Origin of the sequence: Flavobacterium sp. CAU 1735 (assembly GCF_039888695.1) — a bacterium.
In the GTDB taxonomy this organism is placed as follows: domain Bacteria; phylum Bacteroidota; class Bacteroidia; order Flavobacteriales; family Flavobacteriaceae; genus Flavobacterium.
Window position 1 is genome coordinate 69,275 of sequence record NZ_JBDQQQ010000010.1, and the last position, 21,259, is coordinate 90,533.

A 21,259-nucleotide genomic window follows, 5' to 3' on the forward strand; every position below is an offset into this window, starting at 1 on the left:
TTCACGTGGAACAATGAGTTTATTTCAAGATAAATATGATGTAATCGTAGTGGGTGCCGGTCACGCTGGTTCCGAGGCGGCAGCCTCGGCCGCGAATATGGGATCCAAAACGCTGCTGATTACAATGAGTTTGCAAAACATCGCACAGATGTCGTGTAACCCGGCAATGGGTGGTATTGCAAAAGGACAAATCGTTCGGGAGATTGATGCGTTGGGAGGTTATTCCGGAATTGTATCGGATAAAACAGCCATCCAGTTCAAGATGCTGAACAAATCGAAAGGACCCGCTATGTGGTCGCCGCGTGTGCAATCCGATCGTATGCGTTTTGCAGAAGAGTGGCGATTGATGTTGGAACAAACGCCAAATCTGGATTTTTATCAGGAAATGGTGTCCGGAATTCTAACCGAAAATGGAAAGATCGTCGGTGTGCGGACTTCGCTTGGAATCGAAATCAAAGCGAAAACGGTAGTGCTAACGAATGGTACTTTTTTAAATGGTTTGATTCATATCGGAGAAAAACAATTTGGTGGTGGACGTGCAGGCGAAAGTGCTGCTCATGGAATCACTGAAGATTTGATAAAGTTAGGATTTACTTCGGGTCGAATGAAAACAGGAACACCACCACGTGTAGATGGTCGTTCGCTGGATTATTCGAAAATGGAGATTCAACCGGGGGATGAGAATCCTTCGAAATTTTCGTATCTGGATATCACAAAACCATTAACGGTTCAGAAACCGTGTCATATGACCTACACTTCGGAACTGGTTCACGATTTGCTTCGTGAAGGTTTCGATCGTTCGCCTATGTTTAATGGGCGAATCAAAAGTTTAGGACCACGTTATTGTCCGTCGATTGAAGATAAAATCAATCGATTTGCCGATAAAGAACGCCACCAGCTTTTTGTAGAACCGGAAGGATGGAATACAGTTGAAGTATATGTAAACGGATTTTCAACTTCATTACCGGAAGATGTACAGTTTAAAGCGTTGCGTTCGGTAGTTGGTTTTGAAAATGTAAAATTCTTCCGTCCGGGATATGCCATCGAATACGATTATTTTCCACCAACGCAATTAAAGCATACGTTGGAAACCAAATTAATTGAGGGCTTGTTTTTTGCCGGACAGATTAATGGTACAACCGGATATGAGGAAGCAGCTTCACAAGGTTTGATCGCCGGAATGAATGCACACTTAAAAGCATACGATCAGGATCCGTTTGTTTTAAAACGTAACGAAGCGTATATCGGAGTATTGATTGATGATTTAATTACCAAAGGAACGGAAGAACCGTATCGTATGTTTACGTCACGTGCCGAATACCGTACGTTATTACGACAGGATAATGCGGATTTCCGTTTAACGCCAATGGCACATGCAGTTGGTTTGGCTACCGATGAACGATTAAAACGAATGGAGCAGAAGCAAAGTCAGTCAGATGCTTTTGTTTCGTTTTTTAAAGAAACGAGTGTAAAAGTAGCAGAAGCAAATCCAATTTTAGAATCTAAAGGTTCAGCACCGATTTCGCAACCGGATAAAATGTTTAAAGTATTTTCCCGTCCGCAATTGGATTTGGAAGATATTTTAAAATTCGAAAAAGTAAAAGAATATGTAGCCGAACACGAATTGGATTTGGAAGTAATCGAACAAGCCGAAATCCAGGTAAAATATTCCGGTTATATTGAAAAAGAAAAAAATAACGCCGATAAGTTAAACCGACTCGAAGATGTACGTATTCCGGAAAACTTCGATTACGATAAAATAAAATCGCTTTCGTTTGAAGCTCGGGAAAAATTAAAGAAAATTAAACCGGTTTCCGTTTCGCAGGCTTCCCGAATCAGTGGTGTTTCGCCAAGTGATGTTTCGGTTTTGTTGGTCCATATGGGACGATAAATATTTAAACAAAATAAAAACAGCCATGATAGATAAAGTATCTTTGGCTGTTTTTATTTTATGTTCCACGTGAAACTATCCCGCGAAGCCTTATAAACAAAGGAATCTTTAAAAAAATAAATTTTTTAGCATTAATGAATTTTTCAAATAATACCGTTTTTATAAAAGTAAAAGACCATTCCGTTTCCAAAGAAAATTTTGAATTGCTTTTGGACGAAGAATTACAATTATTAAAAACAGCTCCGCAACCTAGCCTGGAAAAATTACCGTCTTATTATGAAAGCGATGATTACATTTCGCATACCGATGGAAAACGTTCGCTATTCGAAAAAGTGTATCATTTAATCAAACGAAAAGCCATTCGCGATAAAGTAAAATTAATTTCTTCTTTTCAACCGGAAAGAGGAGCGCTTTTGGATATCGGTGCCGGAACAGGTGATTTTCTTTTGGAAGCACAAAGTCAGGGATGGAATGCAATCGGAATTGAACCAAGTGAAAAAGCAAAAGGAATTGCTATCGGAAAAGGAATTCAATTTTCGGATACTCTAGAACAATTGGAAAATCAATCGTTCGATGTGATTACGATGTGGCATGTATTGGAACATGTTCCGGATTTAGAAAATCAGATTGCAACTTTAAAACGATTATTAAAACCAACCGGTACTATAATTATTGCCGTTCCCAATTATAAATCATACGATGCAAATTATTACGGTGCCTTTTGGGCGGCCTATGATGTACCACGTCACCTTTGGCATTTTTCGAAAACTTCGATTGAAAAACTTTTTGGACGTGAACATATCCAACTGGTAAAAATCAAACCGATGCTTTTTGACAGTTTTTATGTTTCCCTTTTATCTGAAAAATATAAAAACGGGAAAATGAATTTTTTAAAGGGCTTTTGGATTGGTTTGCGATCAAATATAGCTGCAAAGCAAAATTTTGAGTATTCATCGCATATTTACATTCTAAAAAACAGAGAAAAATTAAAATAGAATTAAATAATCCACGATCAAAGGTTGAAATGTGCCATCTATCGGGGATTTTTTAAAAGTCGCTTAAAACGCTTTATTTAAGGCCGTTTTTTATAAGATTTTCTTATTATTTTTTAAATAACAGATAAGAAAACTTTATAGATTGAAAAAATGGTTTAAAATCTTATTTTAAACTTTAGGTCGCACAACTTTTGGAACTTTAATACGAATTCTTATTTTTACATAAATTTTAAAAATCACAATTGATAAAATGAAAAAATCCTTTTTAATTATCGGACTTGCGTTGGCAATGTTTTCTTGCAACAAAGAAGGAGCAACGACTGCTTCTGGAAATAAAACGGCTTATGTGGATACTTCTAAATTGATAGAAGAAAACCAAGAGGCTAAAGATATTGAGTCAAAATACAAAACCAAGTCGCAAGAGATGGGAAGAGAATTAGAAGGTGAAGCCAAACAATTCCAATCTGACGCTGCTAATTTTCAAAGAGACGCACAAGTTAAAGGTATGGCCTGGGCACAACAAAAAGGAGCTGAGTTGCAAAAAAGAGAGCAACAAATCAGTATGAAACAACAAGCGATGCTACAAACATTGCAACAGGAAAGTGGTAAAGAAATGGATTCTTTGGTAAAAAGAATTAAAGAATATATCAAAGACTACGGTAAGAAAAACAATTACGAATATATCTACGGAACAGGTGATGCCGCTTCAATCTTATATGGTAAGGATGGTCTGGATATAACGGAGAAAATCAGTAAAGAATTAAACGATAAGTACAAATCTTCCGATAAGAAAGAAGAGAAAACTGAAGAAAAGAAATAATGAAAAGCCTTCCTTGTGAAGGCTTTTTTATTGAAAATCAGATAAATAATTGTATTTTTAGTTTTTAAATATACGCCAAATGGAAACTATTTCGAATGCTGCAGCCTATGTATTGCGTTTTATCAACCAAACGCAAAAGTCGGTTTTCCTTACGGGTAAAGCCGGAACCGGTAAAACAACACTACTCCGTGAAATCATTACTACAACACACAAGAATACTGTTGTTGTAGCACCTACGGGTATTGCTGCTTTGAATGCAGGTGGTGTTACAATACATTCGATGTTTCAGTTACCATTTGCCGCGTTTCTTCCGGATGCCAATACGGATCCGTATATTTCCGAAAATTCACGTTTCGAAAATAGAAATACCTTAAGCCGGCATTTTAAAATGAATGGTGCCAAGCGCGCCGTAATTCAGAACATGGAATTGCTGGTAATCGACGAAGTCAGTATGCTTCGTGTGGATATCATGGATGCTATGGATTTTATGCTTCGTAAAGTCCGTAGAAATGAAATGCCTTTTGGTGGCGTTCAAGTATTATTTATAGGAGATTTACTACAATTACCACCCGTTATCAAAAATGAAGAATGGTCGGTCTTACAGCGTTACTATCGTGGAAAATTCTTTTTTCATTCGCATGTGATTCAGCAAAACCCGCCATTGTATATCGAACTGGATAAAATTTTCCGGCAAACGGATTCCGAATTTATTTCCGTTTTAAACAACCTGCGAAACAATACCGTCACTACAAATGACCTGGCTATTTTAAACCAATATGTTCAGCCGAATTTCGATTTTAAAAAGAATCCCGGTTTTATTACGCTTACCACGCACAATGCTAAAGCCGATGCAATAAACAGTAATGCCTTGGCGGAGCTCGATGGAGAAGCATATACCTTTCAACCGGAAATTGTAGGTGACTTCCCGGATAAGATTTATCCGGTGGAAGAACAGCTCAAATTAAAAGTTGGCGCACAGGTTATGTTTGTGAAAAATGATCTTTCGTTTGAAAAGCAATATTTTAACGGAAAAATGGGCGTTGTAAAATCGATTTCGCCCCGCGAAATTTTTGTGCATTTTCCGGAAGAAAATAAAACCATTGAAGTCGAACGCTATGAATGGAAAAACATCCGCTACTATGTAGACGAGATGACAAAGGAAATCGAAGAAGAGATTTTAGGCACTTTTACGCATTATCCGATCAAATTGGCCTGGGCGATTACCGTACACAAAAGCCAGGGTTTGACGTTCGACAAAGCAGCGCTCGATGTATCACAGGTTTTCCTACCCGGACAGGCCTATGTTGCTCTTTCGCGTTTGCGTTCGTTAAAAGGGCTTATTTTGCTTTCTGCGATACAAATGAATGGTATTTCCAACGACGCCGATGTGATGGATTATGCACAAAGTAGGGTTTCGGTCGAAAAACTGGAAGGAGAATTGGTATCCGAAACACGTGTTTTTTTGCTTAATTATCTGAAAGACAGTTTTAACTGGCACGAACTGGCCACGCAATGGAGTAAGCACCAGCAAACCTATTTGTCTGAAACCGGAAAATCGCCTAAAGGACAGTCGAAGGTATGGGCGCAACAACAGTCATTGGCCGTACATGAATTACGGGAACCGTCGCAAAAATTTATTGCGCAGTTAACAAAATTATTTCAGCAGGAGCCGGTCGATCTCACTTTTATCGAAGAGCGAATCAACAAAGCATTCGATTATTTTTTCCCGAAATTGGATGAGCTGACGTTTGAGCTGTACTGGAAAATAGAGGAAATAAAACGGCTAAAAAAAGTAAAAGCCTTTTTTGAAGAATTGTCAGAACTGGAAGAACTGCAGACCAACGCGGTTTTACGATTGCTAAAAGTCAAATTATTGGTACGTGCCGTTCTGGAAAACAAAGAAATATCAAAAGAAGTATTGGTGTCGCCGTACTTGCAAAAATACAAACAGGATAAAATAGAAATTATCCGGGAAGCCTTGCGCAAAACAGCGGTTACGCTTATCGAGGATGAAGACGATATCGAACGGTATACATCCAAAAAGAAAAAAACAAAAGAACCGAAAAAATCAACCTACGAAGAGACGCTGGAACTGTGGTCACAAAACCTTTCGATTGCTGAAATTGCGGGAATCCGAAAACTTACCGTAGGTACGGTATATACCCATTTTTCGAAACTGATTCAGATGGAAGCAATTGAAATTTCGGAAGTTTTGCCACAGGATAAACTCAAAAAACTGGCATCGGCTTTTAAAGAATATAGCGGAGAAGGATTGGGAGAAATAAAAGAAAAATACGGCGACGAATTTAGCTGGGAAGAACTTCGCTTGTATAAAGCCGTTTTACTTAAAAACTAAAACACCTGACAGGTTTCGAAAACCTGACAGGTGTAATATTTTAAAAAAGAAAGTAATTTCTTATAACCAGTAAACCGCTAAAATAGCTGGAATAAAATAAATTACAATGGTTCGCGCACCGTCATAATCTTTCGCAATACGTTGTCCGAATAATAAAAACAATAGCGTAACGCAGGAAAAAGTCGCACCATAATGACCAAATGTCGTTACACCGTTCATTACCAGTTGCGCAATTCCGATAACACATAAAGCGCCGGCAATTACTTCCAGTACTAAAATTAAAAAAAGCGATTGCGGTACCTGATTTTTGATAAATGTTTGTGCAAAATGACCTTTAAGCCATGCTACGTTTCCTTTCCAGTCCATAATTTTATCATAGCCGGATTGTAAAAAAGTGATGGCCAAAAAAGCCAGAATTAAAATTCCGAAAATTTCCGTATTCGTCATGGTGTTTATTTTTTATGAATTAAACGTGTTAGTTTTATCGATAAATCGGTCAGGATAATTTTAGCATTTCCGTTACGCTCAATATGGTAAATCGCATCCGACAATTCTTTAAAAATATCGTTGATATTGTTACCGTTTACGAAAGGTGCAAAATTCTCCAGTTTAAATTTTTCAACCGTTGGTTCTATATAAACCAGGGAAGGGGATTGGTAGTTGAGTAATAAGGCCTGACGGAACATTTCAATACAAAAATGCAAAAATTGTTTTTGTGCTTCACGACCAATTCCGGCAATAGACTCACTCCAGGAAATCAGATCCTGAATCGCCGCTGCATTTCCTTTGGCGCGAAACGCTGCCCGTACCCATTGTACAAACCAGGCTTCAAACGGATAATCGTCCTCGGTTTTGTGTAGCAATTGTAAGGCTTTATTATAATTTCCCTGTGCTTGGTGCGCTATTTTAAAAGCCGCTTTTTCGTCTGTTTTTTCACGTGAAACCAAAGCGTCGGCGATAATACTTTCCGGAAGTCCGCCAAAATGCAATACCTGACAACGGGATAAAATCGTTTGCAGGATATCGTTTTCATTTTCGGTGATCAATAGGAATACCGTTTTTTGTGGTGGTTCTTCCAGTAATTTTAAAAGTTTGTTCGACGTGGCGATATTCATTTTATCGGCCATCCAGATAATCATCACTTTATAACCGCCTTCGTAGGCTTTGAGCGATAAGGATTTTACAATTTCCTGTGCTTCGTCTACACCAATTTGTCCCTGTTTGTTCTGAATCCCAATAGTTTTATACCAATCAAAAAGACTACCGTAGGGTGTTTGGGTTACAAACTCACGCCAGTATTTTAGAAAATTGGCACTTACCGGGTGACTTTTTATTTCGTCATTGGTCGAAACCGGAAATACAAAATGCAAATCGGGATGTGAAAAATGTTCGAATTTCAGATTACAGGCTTCATTTCCCGAAGTGTTTTCTCCGTTGGTATTGGAACATAAAATATATTGGGCATACGAAATGGCCATCGCCAGTGTACCCGATCCTTCCGGACCAACAAAAAGCTGTGCATGTGGGATGCGTCCGGAATCGGCGCTTTTGGTCAGATGGCTTTTAATATGGGCTTGTCCTAAAATTTCTGAAAATAGCATAGAGCAAATATAGAATAAAACACCAACAGTAAAAACAGCTTTCTCGCTCACCGCAAAAATTGCATTATTTACCGCAATTATTTATCGCTTCAATCAAATAACTGTATTTTTGATAGGTTAACTGTTAGAAAAATGAAAAAGAAGATTTCGTTTTATGCCTACCACTTTTGCATTTGCCTGTCATTTCTGGTATTGCCGTATCTGTTATCTTCGCAAACGAGTATTATCCGGATTCCGGATATTCTTCATAATGGCCACGACCGGACGTACTTTTCGGTTTATGTAGGCTTGCTCGTTTTTTTCTATGTGAACTATTACTATTTTATTCCAAAGCTTTATTTTTCAAATAAGAAGACGCTCTATTTTGTGTTGCTTTTTGTTTTTCTGATCGTATTGCTTTTTACCTCTCATTTTTTCGACAAACCGGATATCGATCTTTTTAATATCGAAAGAATGGCACGCCCAAAACCAATTCATCCGCCGGGACCAAAACCCGGATTTGGACCCGGTCCGATGCAAAAACCTAATGAACACTTTAATACGGTATTGATTTATTTAATTGGTGTTTTAACAAGTCTTTTCTTATCAATTAATACAAGATTGCAACATGTGGAGCGCGATAAAATGCAGGCTGAAATTTCATTGCTTAAAGCGCAAATCAATCCGCACTTTTTGTTTAATACACTCAACAGTATTTATGCATTGGCGATTCGGAAAGATAATCGTACCGCCGATGCCATTGTGCAGCTTTCGGAACTGATGCGCTATATCATCCGCGATGCACACGACGATACCATTGCATTGGATAAGGAATTAAATTATATCCACAATTATATCGAATTGCAACGATCGCGTCTCGGGAATACCGTTGCGATTGGGTATGACGCTCCGGAAGGACATTTCGAAAAGAAAATTACACCGTTGCTTCTGATTTCGTTTATCGAAAATGCCTTTAAACATGGGGTAAATCCGGATGAGAATTCGGAAATCCGGATTCAGATTCTAATTAACGATACGACTTTGCAATTGTTGGTTTTTAATAAAAAAGTCAGTTCGGTTCAAACCGAAAAAGGAATGGGATTGCAAAACACGATGGAACGACTGGAACGTCTTTATCCCGATAAATACGATCTGGAAATTACCGAAACAAAAGAAAGTTATACTACCGTACTAACGCTCGAATTATGATTTACGCTATAGCACTCGACGATGAACCGCCTGCTTTGGAAGTGTTGCAAAGTTTTTGCGACCAGATCGAAGGCATTGAATTGAAAAAAACATTTACCCGATCGGACGAAGCATTAAAATACCTGAAAAAATATCCAACGGATTTACTGTTTCTCGATATCAATATGCCATCGATTTCGGGTATTGATTTTTTTAAAAAAGTACCCCATAAAATCAGTGTGATTTTTACAACGGCTTATTCGGAATTTGCAGTGGAAGGTTTTACGCTCAACGCTACGGATTACCTGCTAAAACCGTTTTCGTTTTCACGCTTTGAACAGGCGGTTGAAAAAGCTAAAAGCCAGTTGGTACAGGATCAGAAAAATACGGCAACCGATTCGCAGTTTCTTTTTATTCGCGCGGATTATAGTCTGATAAAAATTCCGGTTACCGAAATCCTGTTTATTGAAGGTCTCGACGATTATCTGAAAATCCATATCCGGAATCAGAAAACCGTGGTGGCTCGAATGACGATGAAAAGCATTCTGGAGAAATTACCGACGGATGCCTTTTTTAGAGTGCATCGTTCGTTTATCGTTTCGTTATCCAAAATCGATCGGGTGAAAAGTAAAATCATTTTTATCGATAAAGAGGAAATACCGGTTAGCGCCACCTACGAAGCTGATTTTTTTAAAATTTTAGAAAACAGGTAAATGACAAAATTCATACAACAACAGGCGCAAATCTATAAAGCGCATTTGAGAGGTCATTTTGAAACGGATATCCATCGTTGTCTGACCACTTTTAACTTTGAAACCTATCAGGAGGAAAGCCGGAAACCGTATCATTTGCTAGAGGTGTTGAACGAAGAAATGCTGGCGGCCAAAGAAACAGTTCGGTATTCCGTTGCCGATAATCAAAGTATTCTGATTGTTCCGTTAGCTGGTGCGATCGATTGTATAACGGCTTCCGGAACGTATTTTATCCACATCGAGGAATGTTATTTTTTTTCTGCTTCCGATGGACAAGGTTTTGCGTTACAGAATCCCTACGAAAACAGACAGGTGAATTACCTTCAAATTCGTTTCAAAACAACAGCGGAATTGGAGTTGGCTTTATTTTCGTTTGATTTGAATCAAAGGAACGAAATGTTACACGTTATCGAACATCCGGATTTTGCCATGCGCATCGGAATATTCGACGGACGGAAAGAAGATGTCTATATTCCGCAAAATAAAAACAACGGTATTTTTGCCTTTGTACTAAACGGCGCTTTCGAATTTCAGAACCGACTCATCGAAAACCGCGATGGCCTGGCTATCGATGCCTCCGAAACCATTGAATTCGAATCGCTTGCCGAAAACAGTATGCTTTTGCTGTTCGAATGCTATGCTTAAAATGACATTTACCGCAAAATAAAAACAGTTTACCTCATTTTTTTGGCTTTCCCTGTTAACAAATTTAATTTTGAGTAACGAAAAAGCTAAAAGAGTATGGAAAGAAAAGTATTTTTAAAAAACAGTCTGGGTTTCCTTGGAATGGTTGCTGCGGCACCATCACTTTTGCGTGCTATGGGTACCGAAAAAGAAATGCCGGAAGAAACAGCCGCATTGGCGTGTAGTGTGACCAACAGTGAAACGGCAGGACCTTTTCCAACTATTTCGCCGGCTTCATGGGTACGAACCAACATTATTGGCGACCGTACCGGTGTTCCTTTTACGATTAATATTACCGTAAAAAATGTCAATGGAAATTGCAATGCTTTTTCCGGTGCTATTGTCGATATCTGGCATTGCGATAAAGACGGTAATTATTCCGAATATGGCGGAACCGGTATGCAACCAACCAATTATACAACCAACCACTTTTTAAGAGGAAGACAAACTACTGATGCTAACGGACTTGTTAGTTATACCTCCATTTTTCCGGGATGGTATACCGGAAGAGCGACGCATATTCACGTGCATATTTACAATGCGTCCGGAACCTCACTTCTGATCACCCAAATTGCTTTCCCGGAAGGAGCTAACAGTGCGGTGGTTCAGGTGAATTCGGCTACGAGTTATGGTTATACCAAAGGAATGTCGGGTTATACATACAATGCAACCGATAATGTTTTTTCGGATGGCGTTACCAACGAGCTTGGTGCGGTTACCGGAAGCATCGCCGAAGGCTTTACGTTATCCCATACGATTTTTGTAGCCGGACCGACGCTTGGAATTGAGGATGTTGCTATTTCTGAATTCCAGTTAAGTCAGAATTTTCCGAATCCATTTACCGATAGCACCAAAATTCCACTGGAGTTAAATTCCTATTCAAAAGTAAAAATGGAATTATACGATCTTACCGGAAGACTCATCGATACACCCATAAATGAGGAGTATCCGGCAGGAACCAATTATTTGTTGATCAGCAGAAAAAGTCTGAGTAGCGGTTATTATATTTACAGAGTTATAATAGAAAATGAAAACGGTGTTTTCACAGAAAGTAAAAAAATGATAGTCCAATAATAACTCAGGCAAACAGAAGAAGATACTCGAAACGGTATCTTCTTTTTTGCTTTAACACGTTGTAAGATGAAGTTTTCTAAAATCCGAATGGCTTTCCGATTGGTGATCGATAGCTCCACCACTGTGACCTGGCAAAAGTATGTTTTTGAAGATACCTATCGGGAATACCGGATGCAACAACAGTTGTACAATAATCCGGAAAATCCAAAACCGACTTTTCGGGAGTTGTTATACGAAAATGAAAAAGCCGAAAAGCTGCATTTTTTAACCGGAATGGCGGCCGAACCCTATATCCGTCAGCTTAAAGGAAACATCTACGAGTTGCAGGATGCGCTGGGAAATTCCTATTTGCCGTTTGTAAATTATAAACTCGACATTGTGAATACCGATAGCAACGACCAGTCGCGTCATAAAATCGGAATTACATTTTATACGCCGCTCATGGTACTGGTCGATATTGTCGACAGGCATTATTTGCTTTCCACAGATACCGATGCTACGGCGCACTGGGAAATCCTTTCGTTCCCGATGCATCCCAATCTGGCGATTTGCTATCTCGAAAAAGAAAACGAATAACCGGGAATTACGCATTTCTTTTCAAAAATCATTTCCGCAGTAAAAGCCGCATTTCGGCTCGGATAAATAAACATTACGCATTTACCCACTTAAAAAATTTAAATAAAATAGAAAAAAGGGCATAAAAAATAAAAATACTATATTTGTAGATTATTAAACAAACAATCAACAAAGAAAATATAATGAAAACCCTTACAGATTTTAATTTTAAAGATAAAAAAGCGATTATCCGTGTTGACTTTAATGTGCCGCTTAACGAAAATTTCGAAGTAACCGATGCAACCCGTATCGAAGCAGCCAAACCAACGATCGATAAAATTTTAAATGAGGGTGGAAGCGTTATTCTGATGTCCCACTTAGGACGTCCGAAAGGCGTAGAAGAAAAATATTCATTAAAACATATTGTAGCAAAAACCGCTGAGGTATTAGGTGTTCCGGTAACATTTGCATCCGATTGTATTGGTTCGGTAGCCGAAAATGCGGCAGCCAACTTAAAACCGGGTGAAGTATTGCTATTGGAAAACCTGCGTTTCCACGCCGAAGAAGAAAAAGGCGATGTGGAATTTGCTAAAAAACTAGCCAAACTGGGAGACATCTATGTGAATGATGCTTTCGGAACGGCACACAGAGCGCATGCTTCAACAACGATTATTGCCCAGTTCTTCCCGGAAAGCAAATGCTTCGGATTCCTGTTGGCAAAAGAAATCGAAAGTTTAAACAAAGTACTACACCAAGCCGAAAAACCGGTAACGGCTGTTTTGGGCGGATCCAAAGTATCGTCTAAAATTACCGTAATTGAGAATATCCTGGATAAAATTGACCATATGATTATTGGTGGCGGAATGACCTTTACCTTTATCAAAGCATTGGGCGGCCATATCGGAAATTCCATTTGTGAAGACGATAAGCTGGAATTAGCATTAGACATTATAGAACAAGCCAAAGCCAAGAATGTACAAATTCACCTTCCGGTAGATGTAGTGGCTGCTGATGCTTTTTCAAACGAAGCCAATACCCAAATTGTTGATGTAAATCAGATTCCGGATGGATGGCAGGGATTGGACGTGGGACCAAAATCATTGGAAGCGTTAAAAGACGTAATCAAAAACTCAAAAACAATTTTATGGAACGGACCATTGGGTGTTTTTGAATTGGAAAAATTTGCAGAAGGAACCATTACCCTTGGAAACTTTATTGCCGAAGCCACTAAAAACGGTGCTTTTTCACTTGTAGGCGGTGGTGATTCTGTAGCTGCAGTAAAACAATTTGGATTGGAACCGAAAATGAGCTATGTTTCCACCGGTGGAGGAGCAATGTTGGAAATGCTGGAAGGGAAAACATTGCCCGGAATCGCGGCCATTTTGGAATAAATTGCCATTTTTAACAATATTTAAACAAAATATAAGTTATTAGCTATTATGTTTGCATGGCTTACATAAGAAATTGAACTTTAATATGTTATAAGATAGAATGTATGGATAATAAAAAATTATTGTCTTTGTTTTTAGGTCTGATCAGTCTGGGCGCTATGGCTCAGGAGACAGCCGAAAATGAAGTCCCGGCTAAACCGGAAATCAAATTGTCCTATCTGGACTCTCTAAAATCGACGTTCGTAAAATATGAAACCAGTGCCTGCATCGACGAAATGTGGATGAAGGAATTAAGCAATCAGGATTTGTTTACCGATATGGAATCCGATCTTGCCAAAGTAAATATCGATCAGGAAGTAGCCTACGACCTGCCAACGGATTTACTGAAAGACCGCTTAAAAAGACTGGACGAAAAATCACCTTTCAACATCGAATACAATCAGGGACTTGAAAATATTATTAAATCATTCCTGAAAAACAGACCGAAGGCTTTCGAAAGAATGATGGCCATTTCGGAATATTATTTCCCGATGTTTGAAGAAAAGCTTGCCAAATATAATATTCCATTGGAAGTTAAATATTTAGCGGTTGTGGAATCGGCTTTAAATCCAAAAGCAAAATCAAGAGTCGGCGCTACCGGATTATGGCAGTTTATGTATGCTACCGGAAAACAATACAACCTGGAAGTGAATTCCTATGTAGACGAACGTAGCGATCCGATGAAAGCAACCGAAGCCGCTTGTCAGTATTTGTCGACCATGTACGGTATTTTTGGAGACTGGGATTTGGTTCTGGCATCCTATAACACCGGACCTGGAAACGTAGCCAAAGCAATCCGTCGTTCCGGAGGATTGACAAATTATTGGAATATCCGTAAATACATGCACAAGGAAACACAAGGCTATCTTCCGGCTTTCCTGGCAACCATGTATATCTACGAATACCGCAAAGAACACGGAATCGTTCCGAAACGCGCACCATTGACGTATTTTGAAACCGATACGCTAATGGTAAAACAAAAAATGTCGTTCAAACAACTTTCCGATTTATTGGATGTACCGGTAGAACAATTACGTTTGTTAAACCCAATCTATAAACTGGATGTGGTTCCTTATGTAACCGATAAAGCCCATTACATTCGTTTGCCAAAACAAAAAGCAGGAATGTTTGTTTCGAATGAAGATAAGATTTATGCATACGTGCAATATGAAGAAGAGAAACGTGAAAAACCGTTTACCACGACCAACATTCGTAAAGATGCCATTGCACAACGTACCACAAAACGCGATTCGCTTGCTATAGCCAATGTCGAAGATTTCCCGATGAAGTCGGTTAAAAAGACGCGTATTAGATATTATACCGTTAAGCGTGGTGATAACCTTTCGGAGATTTCTTCAAAAAACAATGTGACCGTTGCCGAATTGAAGAAATGGAACAAGCTGAAAAAGAATACCGTTAATGCGGGACAAAAACTAAAAATTGAATTCGAAACCAATGTTATGGTAGCCGACCGATCGGCAGCCAAAAAGAAAACGGCGGAACCAAAAGTGGCCGAGCCTAAAATTGTAGAGCCAAAAGCTATCGAAAACGATTTGTATGTTGTTCAGAAAGGGGATAATCTTACCGCCATTGCCGAAAAGAACAAAGTGACCATCGATCAACTGAAAGAGTGGAACAACATCGAAAGTAACGAAATCAAAATCGGTCAGAAACTAACCATTCAGGAGCCGGCTCAGGAAACGGTAGCAGTGGTTGAAAAAGCTGAAAAAGAAGTTAAAAAAGAAATCATAAACCGTGATAACAGCAAAGAACGCAACTACAATAAAGAAAGAATGTATATCGTTCAGAAAGGAGATTCACTGTTTAGCATCGCTAAAAAGCACCCGGGTATTACGGTAGCCGAAATTAAAAAATGGAATAACATCGATAACGAAAATATCAAACCCGGAATGAAACTTAAAATCAACGGGTAGATTTCCCCAAAGAATCCGTGAAAAAAGCAATCTTATTTGCAATACTCTTACCAATGCTTTCTCTTGTTTCCTGTAAAGACAGACAGAAACAAGGGGAAGCATTTTTGCCTGAATCAAAAGGAAATATTAATGAGATTGCCATTGTGATCGACGATGTAATGTGGAACGGGGAAGTAGGCGATAGTCTTCGTAAAAAACTGGCTTATCCGGTTGACGGATTGCCGCAGGAAGAACCGATTTTTACCATCAACCAGTACTCTCCGAAAATTTTTGAAGGTGTCGTAACACAAAGTCGGAATATTTTGGTCGTGTCTAAAGGACTGAACAAAGAATTCAAACACGTGGAAAACAAATATGCCAAACCGCAAAATGTTTTCTATATCACCGGCTATTCCATTCACGAGATTCTCGACCTGATCGAAACCCATTCGGAAACCCTTATTTCGATTATCAAGTATTCCGAAATACATTATATCCAGCAGAAAATGGAGAAAGCCCGATTAAGTGACGATAAACTCCGTGGTGTTTTTATGATCAATATTGAGATTCCGGATACCTATCGTTATGCCGATGAAAAGGAATATTTTTATTGGATGAAGAAAGACATTCCTTCCGGTAGCTCCAGTCTTTTGGTTTATCAGGTTCCTATTTCGCAAATCGAAAGAAACAATGACATCGTCGGAAATATTATAAAAGTTCGGGATTCTGTTGGTGCTTTGTATATTCGCGGAACGATGGAACATTCCTCGATGATTACCGAAGAAGGCTATTCGCCGTATTTTATGAATACGCGACTCGACGGCAAAACCGCCTATGAAACCAAAGGAACCTGGGAACTTCAGAATAACTTTATGAGCGGACCGTTTCTGAATTATGCCATCCGCGATGAAAAAAATAAACGCTATCTGATTTTGGAAGGTTTTGTTTATGATCCGTCCAATGCCAAAAGAGATATGATTTTCGAACTGGAGGCGATTATGAAATCCGTTCACATACTGCAATAATTTAGTAACAACCATACAGACATGACTCTAAAATTCGAAATAAAGCGATTTAACGAACTTTCGCTTGCTGATCTATATTCTGCCTTACAACTGCGTTCGGAAATCTTTGTAGTGGAGCAGGATTGCGTTTATCAGGATATTGATGGTAAAGATCAGAAAGCATTACACCTAATGGGGACTTTTAACGGCGAATTAGTGGCGTATTGCCGTTTGTTTCAGCCGGGCGATTATTTTCCAAATGCCGCATCCATCGGAAGGGTAGTGGTGAAACAATCGTACCGCGACCGCAAATGGGGCCATGATCTGATCCGCGAAGCAAAAAACGGAATCCAGTCGCATTACGGTACCGACACGATTACCATTTCGGCACAACTGTACCTGAAACGTTTTTACGAATCCCACGGGTTTGTTCAGGTTTCGGACGAATACCTGGAAGATAATATTCCGCATATCGAAATGCAGATAAAATAACGATTTACACTTTCGTAATAACCAATTCCACGCGACGGTCCTGATCCGGGCCGTTGCCTAAAGGTTGCGTGTTTCCGTAGCCTTTAAACGTCATTCGTTTTTTGTCTATTTTTTTCTGAATCAGAAATTTATAAACGGCCTGTGCGCGGTTGTGCGAAAGCATTCTCTTTTTGGTGTCTTTGTCGATCGCTTCTTTTTGGAATGTTGGCGTACAGCAAATATGTCCCTGAATTTCGAATTCCAGATTTTTGTATTTGTGTAATAACTTGGCCACCCGCTCCAGTTCGTTTTTCGATTTTAGCGTTAAACGACTGCTTCCCTTATCAAAAAGAATTTTTTCAAGATAGATTCGGTCGCCAACAATCAGATCGCCTTTAATGGTCGAATGCATTCCGGGAATCGGTTTTGGTGGAACCGGTTTAAAGTTCATTACCACATCGACACGTCGGTTTTTCTGGCGTACTTCCGGAAGGTTATCCACAATATCGTCGTCAATTAAAACCCGACCTTTTCCTTCGATCGTTACAATGATCTTGTTTTTGATTCCCTTTTCAATAAGCTTATTCTTGATCGTATTGGCCCGATTGTTCGAAAGCTTATAGTTATAGGCATCTTTACCGCGATCGTCGCAATAACCGTAAATCTGGATGCTCTCGATGCGGGAAGTATCGATCGCCTTTACGAAAGCTACTACGTCATTGGCCTGTTTTTCTTCCAGGTTAAATTTGTCAAATTCAAAATAAACAGAATGTACAACCTCTTCCTGTGCTGTCAGAAACTGACACGTCAGCAAAAAAAGAAAAACAAGCGCAATACGTTTCATATTTCAAAGGTTATTTTCGGTCTTTAATTCGGGTCAGACTGATGTCTTCCGGCGGATGGATCACAATTGGATATTGTTCGATTTTTACCGAGCTGCTATCCAATCCGAATGCCTGTTCTTCGGATAAACTGATTTTTTTCAGGAAGAAATAAATATCCAGGATAATACGTTGGTACCAAGGGAAATCGTTGTCGTAGGACATAAATTTTTCGATCAGTACAAATTTGAAATCACCCAGTACGTTATTTCGGTTTAGGGATTCATAACGACTGGTAATGTCTACTTCGCCGTTTTTAACCATATCCTGAACTACTTTTTTAAACAACAGGTTAATGCGCGGTGCGACACGGAATCCCAAATAGAAATCCACCCGGATAATATCGTCTTTTACAATCTCACGAACACGGTATTCCATTTCATACGGTTCGTCGACTACGTTTACGTGAATCAGCCAGTAAATATCGGCTCGTTTCGGACGTTTTTGAAGAATGGAATAAATAATTTTTGATTCCACTTCGTCTCCGTGACTGGCATTGGTCATATAAACCAAATGCGTGGCATATTTTGGTATCGAAAGGTCGTTACTCAACTCGGAAATAACATTTTTAAACTTGTCGATTTTAACGAATTCGGTATAGTCTTTTCGGATCTTTTTAGCCGTAAACCAGGCAATCATAATAAAGGCCAGTAAACCGGCAATGAATACCGAAACGTAACCACCATGTGGGAATTTTTCGATATTGGCCAGGAAGAACGAGATCTCAATGGTTAAGTATAACGCGATAACCAAGACGATAAAGATTGGGTTATATCGTTTTAAAACCATAAAGAAGCCTAGTAAAATGGTGGTCATAATCATACACATCACAATCGCCAATCCGTAGGCGGCTTCCATATTTCCGGATTCTTCGAAGTGTACCACGATAAATACACATCCGATAAATAACAACCAGTTGATCGATGGGATATATAATTGCCCTTTTAATTCGGTTGGGTATTTGATGCGTACTTTTGGCCATAGGTTTAGACGCATCGCTTCACTGATCAGTGTAAACGATCCGCTAATTAAAGCCTGAGAGGCAATTACCGCAGCCATCGTTGCGATCGCAATTCCGAATGGTAAAAACCAATCCGGCATCACAAGGTAGAATGGATTTCCGGGATTGTTTGCGTTTCCGCTTAGTTCCACTAAAGTACTTCCGGTATTGGAAATCAGATAAGCACCCTGACCGAAGTAGTTCAGTACCAGCATACTTTTTACAAATATCCAGCTGATTCGGATGTTTTTGATACCACAATGTCCAAGGTCGCTATATAAAGCTTCGGCTCCTGTGGTACACAGGAATACATAGCCTAAAACATAGAATCCTTCGTGGTGTATTTTTAATAAATGAAAAGCATAATACGGATTTAATGCCTTTAAAACAGACACATTACCCAATAAATGGATCACACCCAATGTTCCGAGCATTCCAAACCATAATAACATTAAGGGTCCGAAGAATTTTCCAACCAGTTTGGTTCCGAATCGCTGAATAAAGAATAAAACAAATAAAATTCCAATAACAATCGGGATGGTGTTTAATTCCGGATTATAGGTTCGCAATCCTTCGATAGCCGAAGAAACGGAAATGGGCGGTGTAATAATACCGTCGGCAAGCAGGGCGCTTCCTCCGAGAATGGCGGGAACGATCAGCCAGCGCTTTTTGAGTTTTTTGACAAGGGTGTATAGCGAAAATATTCCTCCTTCCCCTTTATTGTCGGCACGTAGTGTGAGAATTACATACTTAAAAGTTGTCTGAATGGTTAGCGTCCAGAAAATACAGGAAATCGCACCAAGTACCACATCCGGATCGATAGCCTGTTTTCCAACAATGGCTTTCATTACGTATAATGGAGAGGTACCGATATCTCCATAAATAATTCCTAATGTGACAATTAAACCACCTAAGGTCACTTTATTAAGGTGGTTACTGCTGTGTGTAGAACTCACGATGTGAAATATTTAAAATCACAAAATTATCATAAAAAACGAAAGTCCTACACAATTCTTGCGAAAATTAATTTTTAAGAATTTTATTGTATTCTGCCTGATTATTGAGTAATGCTTGCGCTTTTGTTATTTCTATGTTACTTTTTGTGTAATATTGATACAATCCTTCTTTATACTGATAGCGTTTTATGATTTCGTCAACGATAAGTTTTTTGATTTCAGACTTGTTTTTATCCAGTTCTTTTTCTTCACTTCGTTGTACTGCGGCCAGTAGTTGCTGATATTCGGCAGTAATACTTTCTTCGATTTTTTCCTTTTTGGCCGTGGCTAAGGTATTTTTTAAAGCCAGTTCGGTTTCGGTATCGAATTCGAATTTTTCCTTTTTCAAAAAGGCTTTGAATTCCGTAAAATCGGTGTCCGAAAAAGTCGGAATGGTTGTTCCTAAATTCGGATTTTTATAATAATACTGCGTTACGTAGTTGAAAATCCCGTCGTTTTTTAGCAAAGCATCCGAGATGGTACTGGTTTTCGCTTCCGAAAGTTCGATGTCGGGTTGAATACCACCACCATCATAAACGGTTCTTCCTTTACGGGTTTTAAAAGCGTTATACTGACTCGCATCGGTACGAATCGCTTTTCCGTTTTTATCTTTTTTGGAATAATCCAATGCCTGAATACATCTTCCGGATGGCGTATAGTAGCGGGAAATAGTTACTTTTACCTGTGTTCCGTAGGTTAAATCCAACGGACGTTGTACCAGTCCTTTTCCGAAACTTCTGGCACCCACAATTACGGCTCTGTCCAGATCCTGTAACGCTCCGGCTACAATTTCGGACGCGGAAGCACTTTTTCCATCAACCAAAACAGCCAGTGGAATCGTAAGGTCAACCGGTTGTTTTTGTGTTTTATAACTGTTATTGTGTTTTTCAATTTTTGATTTTGTGGTTACGATTACCTCGTTTTGCGGTACAAAAAGATTACAGATGTTCACGGCTTCATGCAGTAGACCACCCGGGTTTCCGCGTAAATCCAAAATAATGCGGGTCGCGCCCTGACTTTTTAATTTTTCCAGTGCGTCTTTGGTTTCAGCCGATGCTTTGGCATTAAACTGCGACAATACAATATAACCGGTTGTTTTGTCAGCTAGCAAAGCATAAAAAGGCACGGCCTTAATTTCGACTTCATCCAGTACAATCTGCGTATTCATTAGTTTTCCCTGACGTTTGTATTGTATGTCGATCTTGGAATTTTTAGAACCTTTTAAAAGTTGGGCGGCATCGTCTTTAAAATCAACCAGGTTTACATCGCCAATCTGGACAATTTCGTCACCGGCTTTTAAACCGGCTTTGTCCGCCGGAAAGTTTTTGTACGGTTCACGAATGATCAACCGACCTTCACGGCGTGAAATATACGCGCCGATTCCGGTATATTCCCCGGTCGAATTGATCTTGAATTTCGCAACATCCTGTTCGTTAAAGTAAACCGTATACGGATCGAGATCCAGCAACATGTTTTTAATGGCTTTGTCCATCAAATCGGCCGGATTGGTCTCGTCTACATAATTCTGATTAACGGTTTTAAATAGGGTTGTGAAGATTTCAATCTGCTTGGCAATCTCAAAAAAGTCATCCCTGAAACTGGCACCTACAAACAAAAAACCTCCTGCAACTACAGGAATGATATATCTTTTTTTAAACTGACGTAGCATT

The 21,259-nt window shown here is 39.2% G+C and carries 18 protein-coding genes; 13 read left to right on the forward strand and 5 right to left on the reverse strand.

Annotation, left to right across the window (positions count from 1 at the left end):
• Positions 1–13: 13 nt before the first annotated feature.
• The 4 genes from mnmG to AAFN64_RS17170 all read left to right on the forward strand — a co-directional run bounded on the left by mnmG (position 14) and on the right by AAFN64_RS17170 (position 6,062).
• Positions 14–1,891 (forward strand): tRNA uridine-5-carboxymethylaminomethyl(34) synthesis enzyme MnmG, encoded by a 1,878-nt coding sequence (gene mnmG / locus AAFN64_RS17155; RefSeq protein ID WP_300488722.1) that lies wholly within the window; start codon positions 14–16, stop codon positions 1,889–1,891.
• A gap of 134 nt (positions 1,892–2,025) precedes the next feature.
• Entirely contained in the window at positions 2,026–2,886 is an 861-nt protein-coding gene (locus tag AAFN64_RS17160) for a class I SAM-dependent methyltransferase (protein WP_347761410.1), read from the forward strand.
• Positions 2,887–3,136: 250 nt separating this feature from the next.
• Positions 3,137–3,706, forward strand: coding sequence for an OmpH family outer membrane protein (locus tag AAFN64_RS17165; RefSeq protein WP_300488716.1), 570 nt, complete (start codon positions 3,137–3,139; stop codon positions 3,704–3,706).
• Between the two features lie 79 nt (positions 3,707–3,785).
• Entirely contained in the window at positions 3,786–6,062 is a 2,277-nt protein-coding gene (locus tag AAFN64_RS17170; protein WP_347761411.1) for a helix-turn-helix domain-containing protein, read from the forward strand.
• Positions 6,063–6,122: 60 nt separating this feature from the next.
• Here AAFN64_RS17170 and AAFN64_RS17175 read toward each other — a convergent pair whose 3' ends face one another.
• Both AAFN64_RS17175 and AAFN64_RS17180 read right to left on the reverse strand, forming a co-directional pair.
• A complete protein-coding gene (locus AAFN64_RS17175) occupies positions 6,123–6,509 on the reverse strand; it encodes a DoxX family protein (RefSeq protein WP_300488711.1) in 387 nt (128 codons plus the stop codon).
• Between the two features lie 5 nt (positions 6,510–6,514).
• Entirely contained in the window at positions 6,515–7,663 is a 1,149-nt protein-coding gene (locus AAFN64_RS17180) for a DNA polymerase III subunit delta' (RefSeq protein WP_347761412.1), read from the reverse strand.
• A 132-nt stretch (positions 7,664–7,795) separates the two neighbouring features.
• Between AAFN64_RS17180 and AAFN64_RS17185 the strand changes: the two genes are divergently transcribed.
• The 9 genes from AAFN64_RS17185 (at position 7,796) to AAFN64_RS17225 (ending at position 16,734) form a co-directional block, all read left to right on the forward strand.
• Positions 7,796–8,851: a histidine kinase gene (locus tag AAFN64_RS17185; protein WP_347761413.1), complete on the forward strand. Its 1,056-nt coding sequence runs from the start codon at positions 7,796–7,798 to the stop codon at positions 8,849–8,851.
• Positions 8,848–9,543: a LytTR family DNA-binding domain-containing protein gene (locus tag AAFN64_RS17190; protein ID WP_347761414.1), complete on the forward strand. Its 696-nt coding sequence runs from the start codon at positions 8,848–8,850 to the stop codon at positions 9,541–9,543. The genes AAFN64_RS17185 and AAFN64_RS17190 overlap by 4 nt, the downstream gene beginning before the upstream one ends.
• A complete protein-coding gene (locus AAFN64_RS17195; RefSeq protein ID WP_347761415.1) occupies positions 9,544–10,227 on the forward strand; it encodes a hypothetical protein in 684 nt (227 codons plus the stop codon). It abuts the gene before it with no gap.
• 96 nt (positions 10,228–10,323) lie between these two features.
• Positions 10,324–11,340 carry a T9SS type A sorting domain-containing protein gene (locus AAFN64_RS17200; RefSeq protein WP_347761416.1) on the forward strand — a complete coding sequence of 339 codons (1,017 nt, stop codon included), beginning with the start codon at positions 10,324–10,326 and terminating at the stop codon, positions 11,338–11,340.
• 66 nt (positions 11,341–11,406) lie between these two features.
• Positions 11,407–11,916 carry a hypothetical protein gene (locus AAFN64_RS17205; protein WP_347761417.1) on the forward strand — a complete coding sequence of 170 codons (510 nt, stop codon included), beginning with the start codon at positions 11,407–11,409 and terminating at the stop codon, positions 11,914–11,916.
• Positions 11,917–12,098: 182 nt separating this feature from the next.
• Complete coding sequence (locus tag AAFN64_RS17210) at positions 12,099–13,286, forward strand: phosphoglycerate kinase (protein WP_347761418.1); 1,188 nt, start codon at positions 12,099–12,101, stop codon at positions 13,284–13,286.
• A gap of 104 nt (positions 13,287–13,390) precedes the next feature.
• Positions 13,391–15,259, forward strand: a complete 1,869-nt coding sequence (locus AAFN64_RS17215) for a LysM peptidoglycan-binding domain-containing protein (protein WP_347761419.1) — start codon at positions 13,391–13,393, stop codon at positions 15,257–15,259.
• Between the two features lie 17 nt (positions 15,260–15,276).
• Complete coding sequence (locus AAFN64_RS17220) at positions 15,277–16,263, forward strand: DUF4837 family protein (RefSeq protein ID WP_347761420.1); 987 nt, start codon at positions 15,277–15,279, stop codon at positions 16,261–16,263.
• Positions 16,264–16,284: 21 nt separating this feature from the next.
• Positions 16,285–16,734, forward strand: coding sequence for a GNAT family N-acetyltransferase (locus tag AAFN64_RS17225; RefSeq protein WP_347761421.1), 450 nt, complete (start codon positions 16,285–16,287; stop codon positions 16,732–16,734).
• 4 nt (positions 16,735–16,738) lie between these two features.
• On the opposite strand, the gene AAFN64_RS17230 is transcribed toward AAFN64_RS17225, so the two are convergent.
• From AAFN64_RS17230 to AAFN64_RS17240, 3 genes are all read right to left on the reverse strand, one after another.
• On the reverse strand, positions 16,739–17,557 hold the full coding sequence (locus AAFN64_RS17230) for an OmpA family protein (protein WP_300488678.1): 819 nt from the start codon (positions 17,555–17,557) through the stop codon (positions 16,739–16,741).
• Positions 17,558–17,567: 10 nt separating this feature from the next.
• On the reverse strand, positions 17,568–19,550 hold the full coding sequence (locus tag AAFN64_RS17235; protein WP_300488676.1) for a KUP/HAK/KT family potassium transporter: 1,983 nt from the start codon (positions 19,548–19,550) through the stop codon (positions 17,568–17,570).
• A gap of 67 nt (positions 19,551–19,617) precedes the next feature.
• Positions 19,618–21,258, reverse strand: coding sequence for a S41 family peptidase (locus tag AAFN64_RS17240; protein WP_347761422.1), 1,641 nt, complete (start codon positions 21,256–21,258; stop codon positions 19,618–19,620).
• Position 21,259 lies beyond the last annotated feature (1 nt).

Excerpts from the sequence above, each read along its gene's own strand:
- AAFN64_RS17190 (WP_347761414.1), top strand. The coding sequence starts at position 8,848 with ATGATTTACGCTATAGCACTCGACGATGAACCGCCTGCTTTGGAAGTG.
- AAFN64_RS17180 (WP_347761412.1), bottom strand. The coding sequence starts at position 7,663 with ATGCTATTTTCAGAAATTTTAGGACAAGCCCATATTAAAAGCCATCTG.
- AAFN64_RS17205 (WP_347761417.1), top strand. The coding sequence starts at position 11,407 with ATGAAGTTTTCTAAAATCCGAATGGCTTTCCGATTGGTGATCGATAGC.
- AAFN64_RS17230 (WP_300488678.1), bottom strand. The coding sequence starts at position 17,557 with ATGAAACGTATTGCGCTTGTTTTTCTTTTTTTGCTGACGTGTCAGTTT.
- AAFN64_RS17225 (WP_347761421.1), top strand. The coding sequence starts at position 16,285 with ATGACTCTAAAATTCGAAATAAAGCGATTTAACGAACTTTCGCTTGCT.
- mnmG (WP_300488722.1), top strand. The coding sequence starts at position 14 with ATGAGTTTATTTCAAGATAAATATGATGTAATCGTAGTGGGTGCCGGT.
- AAFN64_RS17170 (WP_347761411.1), top strand. The coding sequence starts at position 3,786 with ATGGAAACTATTTCGAATGCTGCAGCCTATGTATTGCGTTTTATCAAC.
- AAFN64_RS17215 (WP_347761419.1), top strand. The coding sequence starts at position 13,391 with ATGGATAATAAAAAATTATTGTCTTTGTTTTTAGGTCTGATCAGTCTG.
- AAFN64_RS17200 (WP_347761416.1), top strand. The coding sequence starts at position 10,324 with ATGGAAAGAAAAGTATTTTTAAAAAACAGTCTGGGTTTCCTTGGAATG.
- AAFN64_RS17195 (WP_347761415.1), top strand. The coding sequence starts at position 9,544 with ATGACAAAATTCATACAACAACAGGCGCAAATCTATAAAGCGCATTTG.
- AAFN64_RS17165 (WP_300488716.1), top strand. The coding sequence starts at position 3,137 with ATGAAAAAATCCTTTTTAATTATCGGACTTGCGTTGGCAATGTTTTCT.
- AAFN64_RS17175 (WP_300488711.1), bottom strand. The coding sequence starts at position 6,509 with ATGACGAATACGGAAATTTTCGGAATTTTAATTCTGGCTTTTTTGGCC.
- AAFN64_RS17210 (WP_347761418.1), top strand. The coding sequence starts at position 12,099 with ATGAAAACCCTTACAGATTTTAATTTTAAAGATAAAAAAGCGATTATC.
- AAFN64_RS17185 (WP_347761413.1), top strand. The coding sequence starts at position 7,796 with ATGAAAAAGAAGATTTCGTTTTATGCCTACCACTTTTGCATTTGCCTG.
- AAFN64_RS17160 (WP_347761410.1), top strand. The coding sequence starts at position 2,026 with ATGAATTTTTCAAATAATACCGTTTTTATAAAAGTAAAAGACCATTCC.
- AAFN64_RS17240 (WP_347761422.1), bottom strand. The coding sequence starts at position 21,258 with ATGCTACGTCAGTTTAAAAAAAGATATATCATTCCTGTAGTTGCAGGA.